The 17,542-nt window shown below is 60.3% G+C and carries 13 protein-coding genes; all 13 read left to right on the top strand.

From position 1 onward, the window contains the following. The coding region (gene icmH / locus GIW04_RS06815; RefSeq protein ID WP_442962787.1) for a type IVB secretion system protein IcmH/DotU at nt 1-837 on the top strand (837 nt) is incomplete at its 5' end. A gap of 134 nt (nt 838-971) precedes the next feature. Then, entirely contained in the window at nt 972-1,751 is a 780-nt protein-coding gene (gene yaaA, locus GIW04_RS06810) for a peroxide stress protein YaaA (protein WP_003188742.1), read from the top strand. A gap of 878 nt (nt 1,752-2,629) precedes the next feature. Next, a complete protein-coding gene (locus GIW04_RS06805) occupies nt 2,630-3,946 on the top strand; it encodes a nucleotide sugar dehydrogenase (RefSeq protein WP_003188741.1) in 1,317 nt (438 codons plus the stop codon). Nucleotides 3,947-4,029: 83 nt separating this feature from the next. Next, the gene (alg8, locus tag GIW04_RS06800) at nt 4,030-5,511 is read left to right on the top strand and encodes a mannuronan synthase (RefSeq protein WP_003188740.1); all 1,482 of its coding nucleotides are present in this window, start codon (nt 4,030-4,032) and stop codon (nt 5,509-5,511) included. 37 nt (nt 5,512-5,548) lie between these two features. Next, nucleotides 5,549-6,715, top strand: coding sequence for an alginate biosynthesis protein Alg44 (locus GIW04_RS06795; RefSeq protein WP_057710958.1), 1,167 nt, complete (start codon nt 5,549-5,551; stop codon nt 6,713-6,715). Nucleotides 6,716-6,723: 8 nt separating this feature from the next. Then, nucleotides 6,724-8,244: an alginate biosynthesis TPR repeat lipoprotein AlgK gene (algK, locus tag GIW04_RS06790; protein ID WP_232964723.1), complete on the top strand. Its 1,521-nt coding sequence runs from the start codon at nt 6,724-6,726 to the stop codon at nt 8,242-8,244. Beyond that, nucleotides 8,241-9,731: an alginate export family protein gene (locus GIW04_RS06785; protein WP_003188737.1), complete on the top strand. Its 1,491-nt coding sequence runs from the start codon at nt 8,241-8,243 to the stop codon at nt 9,729-9,731. Before algK ends, GIW04_RS06785 begins: the two co-directional genes overlap by 4 nt. Further along, nucleotides 9,731-11,299 carry a mannuronan 5-epimerase AlgG gene (gene algG, locus GIW04_RS06780; RefSeq protein WP_032893489.1) on the top strand — a complete coding sequence of 523 codons (1,569 nt, stop codon included), beginning with the start codon at nt 9,731-9,733 and terminating at the stop codon, nt 11,297-11,299. The genes GIW04_RS06785 and algG overlap by 1 nt, the downstream gene beginning before the upstream one ends. Nucleotides 11,300-11,310: 11 nt before the next feature. Continuing rightward, nucleotides 11,311-12,759, top strand: coding sequence for an alginate O-acetyltransferase (locus GIW04_RS06775; RefSeq protein ID WP_236269873.1), 1,449 nt, complete (start codon nt 11,311-11,313; stop codon nt 12,757-12,759). Between the two features lie 8 nt (nt 12,760-12,767). Further along, complete coding sequence (locus tag GIW04_RS06770; protein ID WP_120248684.1) at nt 12,768-13,877, top strand: mannuronate-specific alginate lyase; 1,110 nt, start codon at nt 12,768-12,770, stop codon at nt 13,875-13,877. A 188-nt stretch (nt 13,878-14,065) separates the two neighbouring features. Then, nucleotides 14,066-15,598, top strand: coding sequence for an MBOAT family O-acyltransferase (locus GIW04_RS06765; RefSeq protein WP_014717002.1), 1,533 nt, complete (start codon nt 14,066-14,068; stop codon nt 15,596-15,598). A gap of 11 nt (nt 15,599-15,609) precedes the next feature. Further along, on the top strand, nt 15,610-16,782 hold the full coding sequence (locus GIW04_RS06760) for an alginate O-acetyltransferase (protein ID WP_120248683.1): 1,173 nt from the start codon (nt 15,610-15,612) through the stop codon (nt 16,780-16,782). 17 nt (nt 16,783-16,799) lie between these two features. Beyond that, nucleotides 16,800-17,456: an alginate O-acetyltransferase AlgF gene (locus tag GIW04_RS06755; protein WP_034134560.1), complete on the top strand. Its 657-nt coding sequence runs from the start codon at nt 16,800-16,802 to the stop codon at nt 17,454-17,456. Nucleotides 17,457-17,542 lie beyond the last annotated feature (86 nt).

Genomic DNA, 17,542 nt, shown 5'->3' with positions numbered 1-17,542 from the left:
ACACCCAGCAAAAACATACCTACAACAGGACATAACAATCAGCTCTTCAACTACTTGCCACAGGACGCCAGTAACGAAGCGGCCGCCCTCGCCGTGGAGCAAGCCAAGCCGAAGCCGCCCGTACTGCTGGCAGACCCTGAATACGATATACGCGGCGTGGCCTGGAACCCGCTGTGCGACGCCGCCACGCCGCTGATCGGCCTGGTCATCCGCCTGCGCCGTCTGGACCACCACGATGACGTACCGGCGCTGTACCAAAGCGTCAGCAACCAGATCATCGCGATCATGGAAGAAGTCCGCCAGCTCGACTACGACGCCAGCATGCTCAAGGCCTACTCCTACAGCCTGTGCCTGTTGGTGGACGAAGTGGTCATGCGCACCACCTGGGGCAGGCTCTCTACCTGGAGCGCCCGCTCATTGCTCAGCCAATTCCACAGCGAGACCCAAGGCGGCGAAAAATTTTTCACCATCATGAACAACATGATTCCCGAAGCCGCCAAGTACCAGCATGTGCTGGAGTTCATGTACCAGTGCCTGATCTCCGGCCTCAAAGGCAAATATGGCGCCCATAGCAAGGGCGATGACGAAATACACAAAATCATCGACCAGTTGCATGGTCTGCTGCGCCCTCTTCGCGGCGAAACACCCAAGCGCCTTACCGACCCACTGACCAACGTCGCGCCGCGCAACTACCGGATCAAACGCGCCTGGCCATTGTGGACGCCGTGGGCCATGGCTGCCGTAGTACTGACGGTCGCCTACACAGTCTACTCAATTCGCTTGAACACCATCACCCAGCAAGTATTGGCGTCTCTGGAGAGGATCCTCAGCCTCTAGCCGTTTTCCAGAGCACTCGTCCAGTTGTCGTATCAGCGCCAACATGTACCTATCACCATCATAGGTGGAGTCAAAACGCCCAACCCCCTAGAATCGCGCCCACGCTACACGCCACGATTCCAGGAGCCAACTTCATGCTGATGGTGATTTCCCCCGCCAAAACCCTCGACTTCGAGTCCAAGCCGGTCACTGCGCGCTTCACCCAGCCGCAGTACCTGGACCACTCCCAGGAACTGATCGAGCAACTGCGCGAACTGAGCCCGGCGCAAATCAGTGAGTTGATGCACGTCTCCGACAAGATCGGTGGCCTCAACGCCGCGCGCTTCGGCAGCTGGACGCCGGCTTTCACTCCAGACAACGCCAAGCAGGCGCTGCTGGCGTTCAAGGGCGATGTGTATACCGGCCTGAATGCCGAGACGTTCAGCGATGCCGATTTCAGCTACGCCCAGGATCACCTGCGCATGCTCTCGGGGCTCTACGGCCTGCTGCGCCCGTTGGATTTGATGATGCCGTACCGCCTGGAGATGGGCACCAAGCTGGCCAATGCCCGTGGCAAGGACCTCTATGCTTTCTGGGGTACGCGCATCAGCGAGTGGTTGAATGAAGCACTGGCCGAGCAAGGCGACGATGTGCTGCTCAACCTGGCGTCCAATGAGTATTTTTCGGCGGTCAAGCGCACGGCGTTGAAGGCGCGGATCATCAATACCGAGTTCAAGGACCTGAAGAACGGCCAGTACAAGATCATCAGCTTCTACGCCAAAAAAGCCCGGGGCATGATGAGCCGGTTTGTGATTGAAGAACGCATCAACGACCCAGCACAGCTCAAGCAGTTCGATGTGCAGGGTTACCGCTTCAATGCGGAGCAGTCCAAGCCGGACAACCTGGTGTTTTTGCGCGATCACGCACCGGAATAAGGCCTGTCCAGCCACCAACATCAACTGTGGGAGCTGGCTTGCCTGCGATAGCGGTGGGTCAGCCGACTCATGTGTTTCTGCTAGAGCGCTATCGCAGGCAAGCCAGCTCCCACATTTTTGTCTGCATTTCAGCCTCGGAACCGTCATTTATTTGGCGCCAAAAAATATCCTGACACATCCCTAACATTTTCTTCACTCGACACTCGTCGGTTTTTTTCGTAGTGGCACCACTTTTTTTTAACGGTAGTGGCACAAAACTATCCTCTCGCACCAACTCCCCATAACTACTGGCCTAAATAGCAAGTGCTATCAATATAGTACTAGTGCCATCTTTTCTAATATTTCAAAAAATTTCCGGAAAGGGGATGAGCGGCCCGGAACTTCGTCCTGAAGCACCGCTCATACCACCGGTAACGAAATTCTCTGTTTACGTAAGAGATGACTTACATACCGACCAATGGAAGTAGCCAAGTTGTCATAAAGCACTTTGGCTCGAGGGTCATATCATCAACTGATTGAGTTGAGGGCGGCGATAAGGACTCATTGCCAACCCCCTAAAGGCCAAGGCAGCGCTGACCTAAATGAGCCAGTGTTAACACCCAAGGCGTTGATATCAAAAGGCTTCTTGCCTGTATCAAAGCCCTGCGGCACTGGCGCCGGCCCCTTCCGCCATGGAAAACCGGCTGCATTTCAGGGCAAGCCCCAATAACAAGGCCACGTTGCGCACAACTTGAGTGCAATAGTTAGTCACTCGCTATTTAACATGCCTGCACGCGGTAAGTCGGCGTCTATTCGCCTAACTTTCGCGGCATCAGTGACGCTTGCAAACATGAACTCCGGCCATCTAATGGCATGATTTAAACATAGAGGTAATTGCGATGCGCATCAGCATATTTGGTTTGGGTTACGTTGGCGCCGTGTGTGCCGGTTGCCTGTCTGCCCGTGGCCATGAAGTGGTCGGCGTAGACATCTCCAAGGAAAAGATCGACCTGATCAATGCGGGTAAATCCCCTATCGTTGAACCGGGTCTGGGCGAACTGTTGAGCCAAGGCATCGCAACCGGTCGACTGCGCGGTACCACCAACTTCGCCGAAGCCATCCGCGACACCGACCTGTCGATGATCTGCGTGGGCACGCCGAGCAAGAAAAACGGCGACCTGGAGCTCAATTACATCGAATCGGTATGCCGTGAGATCGGTTTTGTGCTGCGCGACAAGACCACCCGCCACACCATCGTGGTGCGCAGCACCGTACTGCCAGGCACCGTGGCCAACGTGGTGATCCCGATCCTCGAAGACTGCTCCGGCAAGAAAGCCGGCGTTGATTTCGGCGTTGCGGTCAACCCGGAGTTCCTGCGTGAATCCACCGCCATTGCCGACTACGACCTGCCGCCGATGACCGTCATCGGTGAGTTCGACACCGCCTCCGGCGATGTCCTGCAGTCGCTGTACGAAGAACTCGATGCGCCGATCATCCGCAAGGACATCGCCGTCGCCGAAATGATCAAGTACACCTGCAACGTGTGGCACGCCACCAAAGTCACCTTCGCCAACGAGATCGGCAACATCGCCAAGGCTGTCGGCGTCGACGGTCGTGAAGTGATGGAAGTGGTCTGCCAGGACAAGACCCTCAACCTGTCCCAGTACTACATGCGCCCAGGTTTTGCTTTTGGTGGCTCGTGCCTGCCAAAAGACGTGCGCGCCCTCACCTACCGCGCCGGCTCCCTGGACGTGGAAGCACCGCTGCTCAACTCGCTGATGCGCAGCAACGAGTCCCAGGTACAGAACGCCTTCGACATCGTCTCCAGCCACGACAAACGCAAAGTTGCGCTGCTGGGCCTGAGCTTCAAGGCCGGCACCGACGACCTGCGCGAAAGCCCGTTGGTAGAGCTGGCAGAAATGCTGATCGGCAAGGGCTACGACCTGAGCATCTACGACAGCAACGTCGAGTACGCCCGTGTACACGGCGCGAACAAGGACTACATCGAGGGCAAGATCCCCCACGTGTCGTCCCTGCTCAACTCGGATTTCGATGATGTGATCAACAACTCCGACGTGATCATCCTCGGTAACCGTGACGAGAAGTTCCGTGCCCTGGCGCATAACGCTCCGGAAGGCAAACAAGTGGTCGACCTGGTGGGCTTCATGTCCAAGGCCACCAGCGTGAGCGGCCGTACCGAAGGTATTTGCTGGTAACAGCAACGGCAAGTTTCAGGCTGCAAGTGGCTTTATCCCCAGCGCTTGCAGCCTGAAGCCTCCTCACCTTGCGGATGACGCTTATGTCCAAGTTAAAACATGTATTTCTGCAATCGGCCGGCTGGCTGTTCTTTCTCAGCCTGCTGATGGGTCTCGCCCTGCTGTTGCCGGCGAGCACCTTCGATTCGCAATCGAAGAATTTTATTTTCCTGATTGGTGCCGTGGGTATCTGGCGCTACTCGATGGGCGCGACGCATTTCTTTCGCGGCATGCTGTTCCTGTACGTGGTGTACCCGCACCTGCGCCGCAAAGTGCGCAAGCTGGGCAAGGCCGCCGACCCGTCCCATGTGTTCTTGATGGTCACCAGTTTTCGTATCGACGCGCTGACCACCGCCCAGGTCTACAGCTCGGTGATTCGCGAAGCCATCGACTGCGGCTTCCCCACCACCGTGGTGTGCTCGCTGGTGGAAATGTCCGATGAGCTGCTGGTCAAGAGCCTCTGGGAAAAGCTCAACCCGCCGGCTCACGTCAAGCTCGACTTCGTGCGTATCGCCGGTACTGGCAAGCGTGACGGCCTGGCGTTCGGTTTCCGTGCCATCTCCCGCCACTTGCCGGACGACCGCGCCGTGGTTGCCGTGATCGATGGCGACACCGTGCTGGCCGAAGGCGTAGTGCGCAAGACCGTGCCGTGGTTCCAGCTGTTCGGCAATGTCGGTGGCCTGACCACCAACGAATTCTGCGAAGTGCGCGGCGGCTACATCATGAGCGAATGGCACAAACTGCGCTTCGCCCAACGCCACATCAACATGTGCTCCATGGCCCTGTCCAAGCGCGTATTGACCATGACCGGGCGCATGTCGGTGTTCCGTGCCAGCGTAGTGACTGACCCGGGCTTTATCGCCGACGTGGAAAGCGACTCGCTGCAACACTGGCGCCTGGGCCGCTTCAAGTTCCTCACTGGTGATGACAAGTCCAGCTGGTTCAGCCTGATGCGCCTGGGCTACGACACCTTCTACGTGCCGGATGCGGCGATCAACACCGTGGAACACCCGCCGGAAAAGAGCTTTATCAAAGCCAGCCGCAAGCTAATGTTCCGCTGGTACGGCAACAACCTGCGCCAGAACTCCCGTGCCCTGGGCCTGGGCGTGCGTCGCCTCGGCTTGTTCACTAGCGTGGTGCTGTTCGACCAGCGCGTGTCGATGTGGACCTCCCTGCTCGGCCTGACCGTCGCGATGATCGCCACGTTCAAGTACGGCGGCGCGTTCATCCTCGCCTACCTGCTATGGATCGGCATTACCCGCCTGATCCTCACCCTGCTGCTGTCGTGCTCCGGCCACAAGATTGGCCCGGCCTACCCGCTGATTCTCTATTACAACCAGATCATGGGCGCGTTGGTGAAGATCTACGTGTTCTTCCGCCTTGATCAACAGTCCTGGACCCGCCAGGACACCAAACTGACCCGCGATTTGGCCAGCTTTCAACGTTGGTTCAACACCTGGTCGTCTCGGACCATGACCTTCTCCGCCGGCAGCATCTTCGTTGCCGTGTTGCTGATGATGGTCTGACCCTGCCAAGCCTGAATTAACCTAGGAATTACACCCGATGAATAGCCAAGTAAACGCCAACGTTGTCCACGAATCCGAAGCTCAGCGCCAACACGCCCGGGTGAAAATCCCGGCCAAGCTGCGCTTCTTCAACAGCGACCGCACGCCGACTGAGGCGAAGGTTATCGACCTGTCCGCCGGCGGCCTGGCCTTCACCGCCACCCAGCCGCTCACCATCGGCCAAGTGCACAAAGGCCGCCTGCAATTCGTGATCGATAACCTCGGCCTGGCCATGGACGTGGAGCTGCAGATTCGCTCCTACGACCGCCAGACCGGCCGCACCGGTTGCCAGTTCCAGAACCTCGATGCCCAGGATATTTCCACCCTGCGCCACCTGATCACGTCGCACCTGTCCGGCGACATCGTGACCATGGGCGACGTGCTCGCGACCCTGCAACGCGACAACTTCACCAAGGCACGCAAGGTCAAGGACGGCGGCAGCGGCATGACCGCGTTCGGTCGCCTGCGCGCCGTGACCTTCAGCCTGGCGATCTTTTTGGTCGGCCTGGCGGCCTTCGGCTTTGTGGTCAAGTCGCTCTACGGCATGTACTTCGTCAGCCACGCCCAGGCCGGCCTCGTCAGCGTACCGGGCATGAACGTGACCATGCCCCGTGACGGCACCGTGCAAAGCCTGCTCAAGGGTGATTCGGTAGCGGCCAAAGGTGCGCCACTGGCAACCTTCAGCACCAGCATGCTCGATGTGCTCAAGGGCCACTTGGACGAAGACCAGTTGCAACCGGCCAAGGTTGAAGAGCTGTTCGGCAAGCAAATGACCGGCACCCTGACCTCGCCCTGCGATTGCGTGGTGGCCCAGCAATTGGTTGCCGACGGCCAGTACGCCAGCAAAGGCGATGTGATCTTCCAACTGGTACCCCGCGGCAGCGAAGCCAATGTAGAAGCGCGCTTCAGCTATCGCCAGTTCGGTGACGTGCGCCCAGGTACTCAGGTGAACTTCCAGGTCGCCGACGAAGAACAAGTGCGCACCGGCACCATCGTCAGCAGCACCAGCCTGAACAGCGCCGACCTGTCTTCTGACATCCGCGTGCAGATCAAGCCTGACGCACCGCTGGACAGCACCTACGCCGGTCGCCCGGTGGAAGTCACCAGCGACCGTGGCCCATCGCTGAACTGGCTGATCGACAAAGCCATGGCCCACGGTCTGTAAGCGAGGACATGCCTGTGACTCTTCCAAATACACCGTTGACCCATGTGGGAGCCGGGCTTGCCCGCGATGCAGGCGACTCGGTGCATCAGTTGCACCGCAGCGATGCCATCGCAGGCAAGCCAGCTCCCACACAGAGCAGATTTCACTTGGCCTCTGCGTACTGCGCGCTGGCACTGGCCGTGAGCCTGGCCGGTTGCGCCGGCCTGCCCGACCAGCGCCTGGCCAACGAAGCCCTCAAGCGCGGCGACACCGTCACCGCACAGCAGAATTACCAGCAACTGGCGGAACTGGGCTACAGCGAGGCCCAGGTGGGCCTGGCCGATATCCAGGTCGGCACACGCGACCCGGCGCAAATCAAGCAGGCCGAAGCCACCTACCGTGCGGCGGCAGACACCTCGCCCCGCGCCCAGGCACGCCTGGGTCGCCTGTTGGCGGCCAAGCCGGGCGCCACTGAGGCCGAGCACCATGAAGCCGAAAGCCTGCTGAAAAAGGCCTTTGCCAATGGCGAAGGCAATACCTTGATCCCGCTGGCGATGCTGTACCTGCAATACCCGCACAGCTTCCCCAATGTGAATGCCCAACAGCAGATCAGCCAATGGCAGGCGGCGGGTTACCCGGAGGCCGGCCTGGCCCAGGTGCTGCTGTATCGCACCCAAGGTACCTACGACCAGCATCTGGATGATGTGGAGCGCATCTGCAAAGCCGCGCTGAACACCACCGATATCTGCTACGTCGAGCTGGCCACGGTCTATCAGAAAAAACAGCAGCCGGAACAACAGGCCGAACTGCTCAAGCAAATGGAAGCAGGCGTGAGCCGTGGCACCGTCACCGCCCAGCGCGTCGACAGCGTCGCCCGCGTACTCGGCGATGCCACCCTCGGCACCCCGGACGAAAAAACCGCCCAGGCTTTGCTGGAAAAAATCGCTCCCGGCTACCCGGCGTCCTGGGTCAGCCTGGCGCAACTGCTCTACGACTTCCCTGAACTGGGCGATGTCGAGCAGATGATGAAGTACTTGGACAACGGCCGCGCCGCCGACCAGCCACGCGCCGAATTGTTGCTGGGCAAGCTCTACTACGAAGGCAAGTGGGTGCCCGCCGATGCCAAGGCCGCCGAGGCGCATTTCGAGAAAGCCGTGGGCCGTGAAGTGGCCGCCGATTACTACCTCGGCCAGATCTACCGCCGTGGCTACCTGGGCAAGGTTTACCCGCAAAAAGCCCTGGACCACCTGCTGACCGCAGCGCGCAACGGCCAGAACAGCGCCGACTTCGCCATTGCCCAACTGTTTTCCCAAGGCAAGGGCACCAAGCCCGACCCATTGAACGCCTATGTCTTCAGCCAGTTGGCCAAGGCCCAGGACACGCCAGAAGCCAATGACCTGGCCACCCAGCTCGAAGCGCCGCTGACGCCTGCGCAACGCGCCGAAGGCCAACGCCTGGTGCAACAGGAACTGGCCGCCCGCGGCACCCTGGCCCAAAGCACGCTGCAACTGCACGCCCTGCAAGAAGAAGACGGCGAGGAATCCCTATGAAGCTCAACCCATTCGTGAAGGCCGGCATCGGCCTGACCTTCGCCCTGCTGTGGTCGTGCCCGACCCTGGCCGCGCTCACCGAAGCCAAGAACTTCGGCCTGGAAGTCAAAGCCACCGCGCAGTCTGAAGATGACCGCGACCTCGGCACCCAGAAAGGCGGCGACGTCAACGGCATCGGCCTCGACCTGCGCCCCTGGATCTACGGCGAAAGCGGCGCGTGGAGCGCCTACGCCATGGGCCAGGCCGTGGTGTCCAGCGACATCATCGAGACCGACACCCTGCAACAGTCGGCCGATGACACCACCGAGCAGCAGTCGAGCAACGACGACCGCAAGGCCAAGAAAAACTACCTGGCCCTGCGTGAGTTCTGGGTCGGCTACAGCGGCTTCACGCCCTACCCCGGCGAGATCCTCAAGTTCGGCCGCCAGCGCCTGCGCAATGACGACGGCCAATGGCGCGACACCAACATCGAAGCGCTGAACTGGACCTTCGACACCACCTTGCTCAAGGCCAATGTCGGCGCCGCCGAACGCTTCAGCGAATACCGCACCGACCTCAAGGAACTGTCACCGGTCGACAAAGACCGCCAGCACTTCTACGCCGACGCCGCCTACCAGTGGACGCCGGGCCAGTGGATCGGCGTGCGCGGCCACCACACCCATGACGACGGCAAGCTCGACTACGCCGAACCGGGTGTCGCCAGCGACCCGTTGGACAAGCGCGAAAACGGCGACCTGACCTGGCTGGGCATCGAAGCCAACAGCGATGCCTATAACTGGCGCAACACCAACACGGTCAACTACTGGGCCAGCATCACCGGCATGCGCGGCGACCGCGACAAGGTCAACGCCTTGAACGCCGACGGCTCGCGCCCCACCAGCGCCAAGCGCAGCGATGACCTGAGCGGCTGGGCCACCGACATCGGCGTGCGCCTGCGCCTGGACCCGCAGTGGCAAGTCGGCGCGGCCTATTCGCGCGCCAGTGCCGAGTACGAACAGAACGGCCTGCAAAGCAACCGTTCGAACTGGACCGGTACCCAGTCGCGTGTGCATCGCTTCGGTGAAGCCTTTCGCGGCGAGATGAACAACATGCAGTCCATGAGCCTGTTCGGTTCCTGGCAACTGCGCGAGGACTACGACGCCAGCCTGGTGTACCACAAGTTCTGGCGCGTGGACGGCAACAAGCCGGTGGGCAGCAACGGCATCGACGCGGTGCAGAACAACACCGATGACGTCACCGGTGCAATTCTCTCCAGCACCTCCCTGCCCCTTGAAGACGGCAAGAAAGACCTCGGGCAAGAGATGGACCTGGTGGTCACCAAGTACTTCAAGAAAGGCTTGCTGCCTGCGGCGCTGAGCCAGTCGATCGACGAGCCATCGGCGCTGGTGCGTTTGCGTGCCGGCGTGTTCAAGCCCGGCGATGCCTATGGCAGCCAGGTCGACTCCTACATGCACCGCGCGTTTGTCGACGTGGTCTGGAAATTCTGATGGGAGCCTGCGCCATGAATGCTCAAAGCCTACTCGTCGCGGCAATGCTGATGGCCAGCGCCACAGCGTTCGCCGATACGGCGGCCAAGGCGCCGACCATCGCCAAGGAACTGCAACAGGCCAAGACCTATACCATTTCCAGCCCGCCCACCGCGCCGCTGGAAATGGCCAAGCCGGCGCTGCCCGACCTGTCGGGCTACACCGCGCAGGCGATGGAAAAGAAAATCGTCAAGACCAAGGCGGGCAAAATCAGCATCCGCCGCATGATGCAGGAAGACGCGCTCAAGGACTTTATCGGCGGCGATAACAAGATGGCCGAATGGGTGGTGCGCCAGCATGGCATTCCCCAGGCGATCTTCGTCGACGACGGCTACATGAACCTCAAGGACCTGCTGGGCAAAGTGCCCAAGCAGTACTTCAGCGAAACCTCGCCGGGGGTGTTCCTGGCCAAGTTGCCGATCGTGGTGGGCCGTAAAGGTATCCTCGATATCGACAAAAACACCCAGGAGCTGCGCCTGTCCCAGCAAGCCGGTTCGTTTTTGATCAACGACGGCCAGCTGTTCGTGCGCGATACCAAGGTCACCGGCTGGGATGAAAAAGCCAACGGCCCGGCGCTGTTCAAGTCGGCCAAGGAGTTCCGCCCGTTCCTGCTGGCCTGGGGCGGCACCGAGACCTATATCTCCAAAACGAAGATGGCCAGCTTCGGTTACGCCAACAGTAAGTCGTACGGGGTGAGTATTTCCCAGTACACGCCGAACATGGCCAAGGTGCTCAAGCGCCCCGAGCCGACCGGTTGGATCATCGATTCCGAGTTCTCGGACATGTGGTACGGCTTCTACTGCTACGAGACCACAGGCTTTGTGATCAAGGGCAATACCTACAAAGACAACATCGTCTACGGCATTGACCCCCATGACCGTTCCCACGGCCTGATCATCGCGGACAACACCGTCTACGGCACCAAGAAGAAGCACGGCATCATCATTTCCCGGGAGGTGAACGACAGCTTCATCTTCAACAACCGCAGCTATGACAACAAGCTGTCGGGCCTGGTGATCGACCGTAACAGCGTCAACAACCTGATCGCCGACAACGAGATCTACCGCAACCACACCGACGGCATCACCCTCTATGAGAGCGGTGACAACCTGCTGTGGGGCAACAAGGTGATCAGCAACCGTCGCCACGGGATCCGCGTGCGTAACAGCGTGAACATCAAGCTCTACGAAAACACCTCGATGGCCAACGGGCTGACCGGCGTGTACGGCCACATCAAGGACTTGACCGACACCGACCGCGACATCGCCCTCGACCCGTTCGACGCCAAGGTGTCGCTGATCGTGGTGGGCGGGGAACTGGCGGGTAACGGCAGCGGGCCGCTGTCCATCGATTCGCCGTTGAGTATCGAACTGTATCGCGTGTCGATGCTGGCGCCGACCAAATCCAGCGGCATTAGCTTCTCCGGCATCCTGGGTGACCGCCAGGAAGAAATTCTCGACCTGCTGGTACGCCAGCAGAAAGCCGTGCTGATCGACCCCGTCGAACGCCAGACCGAATTGCAGGACTGAGGATGACCCTTATGCACCCACACATGATCAAACTGCTGAGCCTCTCGGGTCTGACCCTCGGCCTGCTGGCGGCCAGCCAGGGCGTACGCGCCGATGAGGTCAAAGCCCCGACCTTCACCGCCGAGCCGTGCTGCAGCCTGTGCCCGGCCGCCCACGACGCGAAGAACTACACCACGCGCTACCAGCAGAACTTCACCACCCTGGTACAAGCCCAGGGCGACTGGCTGTTCCGTACCCAGGAAGACCTGCGCACCGAATTCGACACCACCCCGGCCGGCTACAAGCGCATGCAGCAGCTGCACGATGCGTTCAAGAGCAAGGGCGTGGAACTGGTGGTGGTCTACCAGCCAACCCGTGGCCTGGTGAACCGCAACAAGCTCAACCCTGAGGAAAAGGCCAAGTACGATTTCGACAAGGCCCTGACCAACTACAAGACCATGCTCGGCCGCTTCGCCAAGATGGGTTACGTGGTGCCAGACCTGTCGCCGCTGACCAACGAACAACTGCCGGATGAATTGCCGGCCCACGACTTCTACTTCCGTGGCGACCAGCACTGGACCCCTTACGGCGCCCAGCGCACCGCGAAAATCGTCGCGGCCAAGGTCAAGCAGATGCCGGAATATGCCGAGATTCCCAAGCGTGAGTTCGAGACCAAGCGCTCGGGCCGCATGGGCAAGACCGGCACCCTGCACAACATGGCCGGGCAACTGTGTGGCACCAGCTATGCGATCCAGTACATGGACCAGTTCACCACCGAGCCCAAGGGCGAAGCCGGTGACGGCGACCTGTTCGGCGATTCGGGCAACCCGCAGATCACCCTGGTGGGCACCAGCCACAGTGGCAAGAACTACAACTTCGCAGGTTTTCTGGAAGAAGAAATCGGCGCCGACATCCTCAACGTTGCCTTCCCCGGCGGTGGCCTGGAAGGTTCGATGCTGCAGTACCTGGGCAGCGATGAATTTCAGAAGAGCCCGCCGAAGATCCTGATCTGGGAATTCTCGCCGCTGTACCGCCTCGACCAGGAAACCATCTACCGCCAGATGATGGCGCTGCTGGACAACGGCTGCGAAGGCAAGACCGCGCAAATGTCGGCCAGCACCACGCTCAAACCGGGCAAAAACGAACTGATGGTCAACAGCGCCAACAAAGACCTGCGCAACGCCAACCATCAGGTCGATATCCGCTTCGCCGATCCGTCGGTGAAAACCTTGCAAGCCACCCTCTGGTACATGAACGGGCGCCACGAGGACATCAAGATCGAGAAACCCGAAACATCCGGTACAGACGGGCGTTTCGCCTTTGAACTGCGCACCGATGAAGACTGGGCCTCGCAGAACTTGCTGGCCGTGGAAGTGCAGGGCCCCGAAGCGGGCGCTGCGGCGCAGAAGGTTGAAGCGAAAATTTGCACACGCAACGTATTTCCAAGCGGTGGTCAGCAGACCGCCCAACTCGGAAAGTGAGGTTACCTATGCAAAAGTTATTGCTCCCTGGCCTGCTGGGCCTGGCCATGTTCGCAGGTTCCGTCAATGCGGCGGCGCCACTGCGTCCGCCCCAGGGCTATTTCGCACCGATCGAAGCGTTCAAGACCGGCGACTTCAAGAATGATTGCGACGCCATGCCAACGCCCTACACCGGGCCGTTGCAGTTTCGCAGCAAATACGAAGGCTCCGACAAGGCCCGTTCGACCCTGAATGTGCAGTCGGAAAAAGCCTTTCGCGACAGCACCGCCGACATCACCAAGCTGGAAAAAGACACCAGCAAACGGGTGATGCAGTTCATGCGCGACGGCCGTCCACAGCAGCTCGAATGCACCCTGAACTGGCTGGTGTCATGGGCCAAGGCCGATGCGTTGATGTCCAAGGACTTCAATCACACCGGCAAGTCCATGCGCAAATGGGCGCTGGGCAGCATGGCCTCGGCCTATGTGCGCCTGAAGTTCTCCGAGTCGCAGCCACTGGCCAAGCACCCGCAGGAAGCCCAGCAGATCGAAGCCTGGTTCAACAAGCTGGCCGACCAGGTGGTGAGCGACTGGGACAACCTGCCCCTGGAAAAAACTAACAACCACTCGTACTGGGCCGCCTGGTCGGTGATGGCAACGTCCATCGCTACCAACCGCCGCGACCTGTTTGACTGGGCGGTGAAGGAATACAAGGTCGGCGTGAACCAGGTCGATGACCAGGGTTTCCTGCCGAACGAATTGAAGCGCCAGCAACGCGCCCTGTCGTACCACAACTACGCGCTGCCGCCGCTGTCGATGATCGCCAGCTTTGCCCTGGTCAACGGCGTGGACCTGCGCCAGGAAAACAACAGCGCGCTCAAGCGCCTGGGTGACAAGGTGCTAGCCGGGGTGAAAGACCCGGACATCTTCGAGCAAAAGAACGGCAAAGAGCAGGACATGAAGGACCTCAAGGAAGACATGAAATTTGCCTGGCTTGAGCCCTTCTGCTCCCTCTACACCTGCGCGCCGGATGTGATCGAACGCAAGCATGGCATGCAACCGTTCAAGACCTTCCGCCTGGGCGGTGACCTGACCAAGGTCTACGACCCGGCGCATGAAAAAGGCAACAAAGGCAGCTAGTCGCTGATCGTTCCCACGCTCTGCGTGGGAATGCAGCACGGGACGCTGTGCGTCCCAAAGCGTGGCGCAGAGCGCCACAAGAGGCATTCCCACGCAGAGCGTGGGAACGATCACAACCTCCCCCGACATCGTGGGGGGTTTGGGGGGGCTCTGGCCCTTGACTGTTGGTTAAACATGGAGAGATCGGGATGGTTTTCTCGTCCAATGTGTTCCTGTTTCTGTTCTTGCCGATCTTCCTCGGCTTGTACTATTTGAGCGGGCAACGCTATCGCAATCTGCTGCTGCTGATTGCCAGCTACGTGTTCTACGCCTGGTGGCGAGTGGACTTCCTGGCGCTGTTCGCGGCCGTCACGCTGTGGAACTACTGGATCGGCCTCAAGGTCGGTGCCGCGGGCGTTCGCACCAAGCCGGCGCAGCGCTGGCTATTGCTCGGCGTGGCGGTCGACCTGTGCATCCTCGGCTACTTCAAGTACGCCAACTTCGGCGTCGACAGCATCAACGTGATGATGAAGTCGGCGGGCCTGGAGCCGTTCATCCTCACCCACGTGCTGTTGCCGATCGGGATCTCGTTCTACATCTTCGAGTCCATCAGCTACATCATCGACGTGTACCGTGGTGACACCCCGGCCACCCGCAACCTCATCGACTTCGCAGCGTTCGTGGCGATCTTCCCGCACCTGATCGCCGGTCCCGTGCTGCGCTTTCGCGACCTGGCCGACCAGTTCAACAACCGCACCCACACCCTGGATAAATTTTCCGAGGGCTGCACGCGGTTCATGCAGGGTTTCATCAAGAAGGTCTTTATTGCTGACACCCTCGCGGTGGTGGCCGACCATTGCTTCGCCCTGCAAAACCCCACCACAGGCGATGCCTGGCTCGGCGCGCTGGCCTATACCGCGCAGCTGTACTTCGACTTCTCCGGCTACAGCGACATGGCCATTGGCTTGGGTTTGATGATGGGTTTTCGCTTCATGGAAAACTTCAAGCAGCCCTACATCAGCCAGTCGATCACCGAGTTCTGGCGGCGCTGGCACATCAGCCTGTCCACCTGGCTGCGTGACTACTTGTACATCACCCTGGGCGGCAACCGCAAAGGCACCCTGACCACTTACCGCAACCTGTTCCTGACCATGCTGCTCGGTGGCCTGTGGCACGGCGCGAACATCACCTACATCGTGTGGGGCGCCTGGCACGGCATGTGGCTGGCGATTGAAAAAGCCATCGGGCTGAACACCGCACCGCGCAGTTTCAATGTGCTGCGCTGGGCCTTCACCTTCCTGCTGGTGGTAATGGGCTGGGTGATTTTCCGCGCCGAAAATCTGCACGTTGCCGGGCGTATGTACGGTGCGATGTTCAGCTTTGGCGAGTGGTCGCTGTCGGAACTCAACCGCGCCAATCTCACCGGCCTGCAAGTGGCAACCCTGGTGGTGGCCTATGCAACACTGGCGTTCTTCGGCCTGCGCGACTTCTACACCAACCGCCCGGCCGACAAGGCCAAGCCAGCCGACCCGAGCCTGATCAAGGCCGTACCCGGCGACAACCCTGGCAGCATCCACGAGCCGGGTTTCAGCGTGGGCCGTGACGCTGCCGTGCAACCGGCCTACTGGACCGCTGACTGGCCACGCTACGCCATGCGCGCTGCGGTGCTGCTGCTGTTCGTGGCGTCGATTCTCAAACTGTCGGCGCAGAGTTTCTCGCCGTTCCTTTACTTCCAATTCTGAGGGAGCCGACCATGACCCGTTCATTACGCGTCCTCTACATAAGCCTGTTCCTGGTGCTATTGCTGGCACTTGGCGCCTGGTCGCTGCGCAGCTTCTTTGGCTTCAGCACCAACGCCGATGCCACTGTGCTCAACGGTCGCTGGACCAAAGCCGTCGAGACCCATTACGACGACGAGTTCCCGATCAAGCGCCTGGGCACCAACCTGTGGGCGGCGCTGGACTACAAGCTGTTCAATGAAGGCCGCCCTGGTGTGGTGCTGGGCCGTGATCACTGGTTGTACAGCGACGAGGAGTTCAACCCCGCCGTCAACGAAGACCAGAACCTGCAAGGCAACTACGCGCTGGTCGAAGGCGTACGCCAGAAGCTCAAGGCCCAGGGTATCCAACTGGTGATGGCGATCGTACCGGCCAAGGTGCGCCTGTATCCGGAGCACCTGGGTGAAGTGAAACCGGCCAGCGTGCACGCCAACCTGTACCAGGATTTCCACGCTCGAGTGGCTGCCGACAACATCCCGGCCCCGGACCTGCTTGGCCCGCTGCAACAGGCCAAGCTGAGTGGCAAGCAAGTGTTCCTGCGCACCGACACTCACTGGACACCGGACGGTGCCGAAGTCGCCGCCAAGCAATTGGCCAAGGCGATTGCCGACAAGACCCCACTGAGCGGCGAGCCGCAGCGCTTTGTCACCGAGGCGGAAAAGACCGAGCCGCATAAAGGCGACTTGCGTTTGTTCCTGCCCCTGGACCCGCTGTTCGAAAACCTGATGCCGCCTAAAGAGCCGCTGGAAAAACGCGTCACCCACCTGGTCGAAGAAAAAGGTGACGACGCGCTGTTCAGCGACAGCGAAACCCCGGTGGCCCTGGTGGGCACCAGCTACAGCGCCAACCCCAACTGGAACTTCGTGGGTGCGCTCAAGCAAGCCTTGCACAGCGACGTGGTCAGCTACGCCGAAGACGGCCACGGCCCGATTCTGCCGATGCTCAGCTACCTGAAAAGCGACGACTTCAAGAACAACCCGCCCCAGGTGCTGATCTGGGAATTCCCTGAACGCTATCTGCCCGTTAACAACGAAATCGGTGATGCCGACCCGGCCTGGGTTGCGCAGCTTAAACAAGCCGGTTCGCGCCAACAGAACATGGCAATCAACACATCTGAATCCGAGACGCCCGACCGGGCGCAAAACTGAAAGAGAGGTAACTCACAATGACTTTCACTACTACTCCTCGTCGTCTCGCTAAAACCCTGGCAATCGCTGCGGGCCTGAGCTTCGTATCCCTGTCGGCCTTCGCTGGCGGTGACGCCGCCCTGTACGGCCCGACTGCGCCAAAAGGCTCCAGCTTTGTGCGTATCTACAACGCCAGTAATCAGGAAGTCAGCGCCACCGTTGGCAGCACCAACCTCAGCGACGTTGCGCCACTGGCCAGCAGCGACTTCAGCTTCATGCCCGGCGGTGACTACAGCGCCAAGGTCGGCAGCCAGACCCTGCCGGTCAAGCTCGCCGCCGACCACTACTACACCCTGGTCAACAGCGGCAGCGGCCAGCCGCAGTTGATCGAAGAGCCACCGTTCAAGAACAAGCAAAAATCCTTGGTGCGCGTACAGAACCTCAGCGACAAGGCCCTGACCCTGAAAACCGCCGACGGCAAGACCGATGTGGTCAAGTCGGTGGCTGCCAAGGGCCGTGGCGAGCGTGAGATCAACCCGGTGAAAGTGAGCCTGGCGTTGTATGACGGTGACAAGAAAGTCGGCGATGTGAAGCCGGTTGCGTTGGAACGCGGTGAAGCGGCGGTGCTGTATGTCACCGGCTCAGGTTCAAGCCTGTCGCCAGTGTGGGTGAAACGCCCCGTGTCGACCCGCTAACTATTTCCCTGAGTTGACACGCCCCCTTGTGGGAGCTGGCTTGCCTGCGATGGCGGTCTTGCAGGCGCCATCGCAGGCAAGCCAGC

The sequence above is a fragment of the Pseudomonas sp. PA-4-8C genome (genome assembly GCF_021606625.1).
Lineage (GTDB): Bacteria > Pseudomonadota > Gammaproteobacteria > Pseudomonadales > Pseudomonadaceae > Aquipseudomonas > Aquipseudomonas lactis.
The sequence above is the reverse complement of the archived record's forward strand: the minus strand, read 5'-3'. Positions and strand labels throughout refer to the sequence as shown.

What these genes read in the sequence shown, in the direction of transcription:
- yaaA (WP_003188742.1), top strand. Translation starts at nt 972, where the DNA reads ATGCTGATGGTGATTTCCCCCGCCAAAACCCTCGACTTCGAGTCCAAG.
- GIW04_RS06805 (WP_003188741.1), top strand. Translation starts at nt 2,630, where the DNA reads ATGCGCATCAGCATATTTGGTTTGGGTTACGTTGGCGCCGTGTGTGCC.
- alg8 (WP_003188740.1), top strand. Translation starts at nt 4,030, where the DNA reads ATGTCCAAGTTAAAACATGTATTTCTGCAATCGGCCGGCTGGCTGTTC.
- GIW04_RS06795 (WP_057710958.1), top strand. Translation starts at nt 5,549, where the DNA reads ATGAATAGCCAAGTAAACGCCAACGTTGTCCACGAATCCGAAGCTCAG.
- algK (WP_232964723.1), top strand. Translation starts at nt 6,724, where the DNA reads ATGCCTGTGACTCTTCCAAATACACCGTTGACCCATGTGGGAGCCGGG.
- GIW04_RS06785 (WP_003188737.1), top strand. Translation starts at nt 8,241, where the DNA reads ATGAAGCTCAACCCATTCGTGAAGGCCGGCATCGGCCTGACCTTCGCC.
- algG (WP_032893489.1), top strand. Translation starts at nt 9,731, where the DNA reads ATGGGAGCCTGCGCCATGAATGCTCAAAGCCTACTCGTCGCGGCAATG.
- GIW04_RS06775 (WP_236269873.1), top strand. Translation starts at nt 11,311, where the DNA reads ATGCACCCACACATGATCAAACTGCTGAGCCTCTCGGGTCTGACCCTC.
- GIW04_RS06770 (WP_120248684.1), top strand. Translation starts at nt 12,768, where the DNA reads ATGCAAAAGTTATTGCTCCCTGGCCTGCTGGGCCTGGCCATGTTCGCA.
- GIW04_RS06765 (WP_014717002.1), top strand. Translation starts at nt 14,066, where the DNA reads ATGGTTTTCTCGTCCAATGTGTTCCTGTTTCTGTTCTTGCCGATCTTC.
- GIW04_RS06760 (WP_120248683.1), top strand. Translation starts at nt 15,610, where the DNA reads ATGACCCGTTCATTACGCGTCCTCTACATAAGCCTGTTCCTGGTGCTA.
- GIW04_RS06755 (WP_034134560.1), top strand. Translation starts at nt 16,800, where the DNA reads ATGACTTTCACTACTACTCCTCGTCGTCTCGCTAAAACCCTGGCAATC.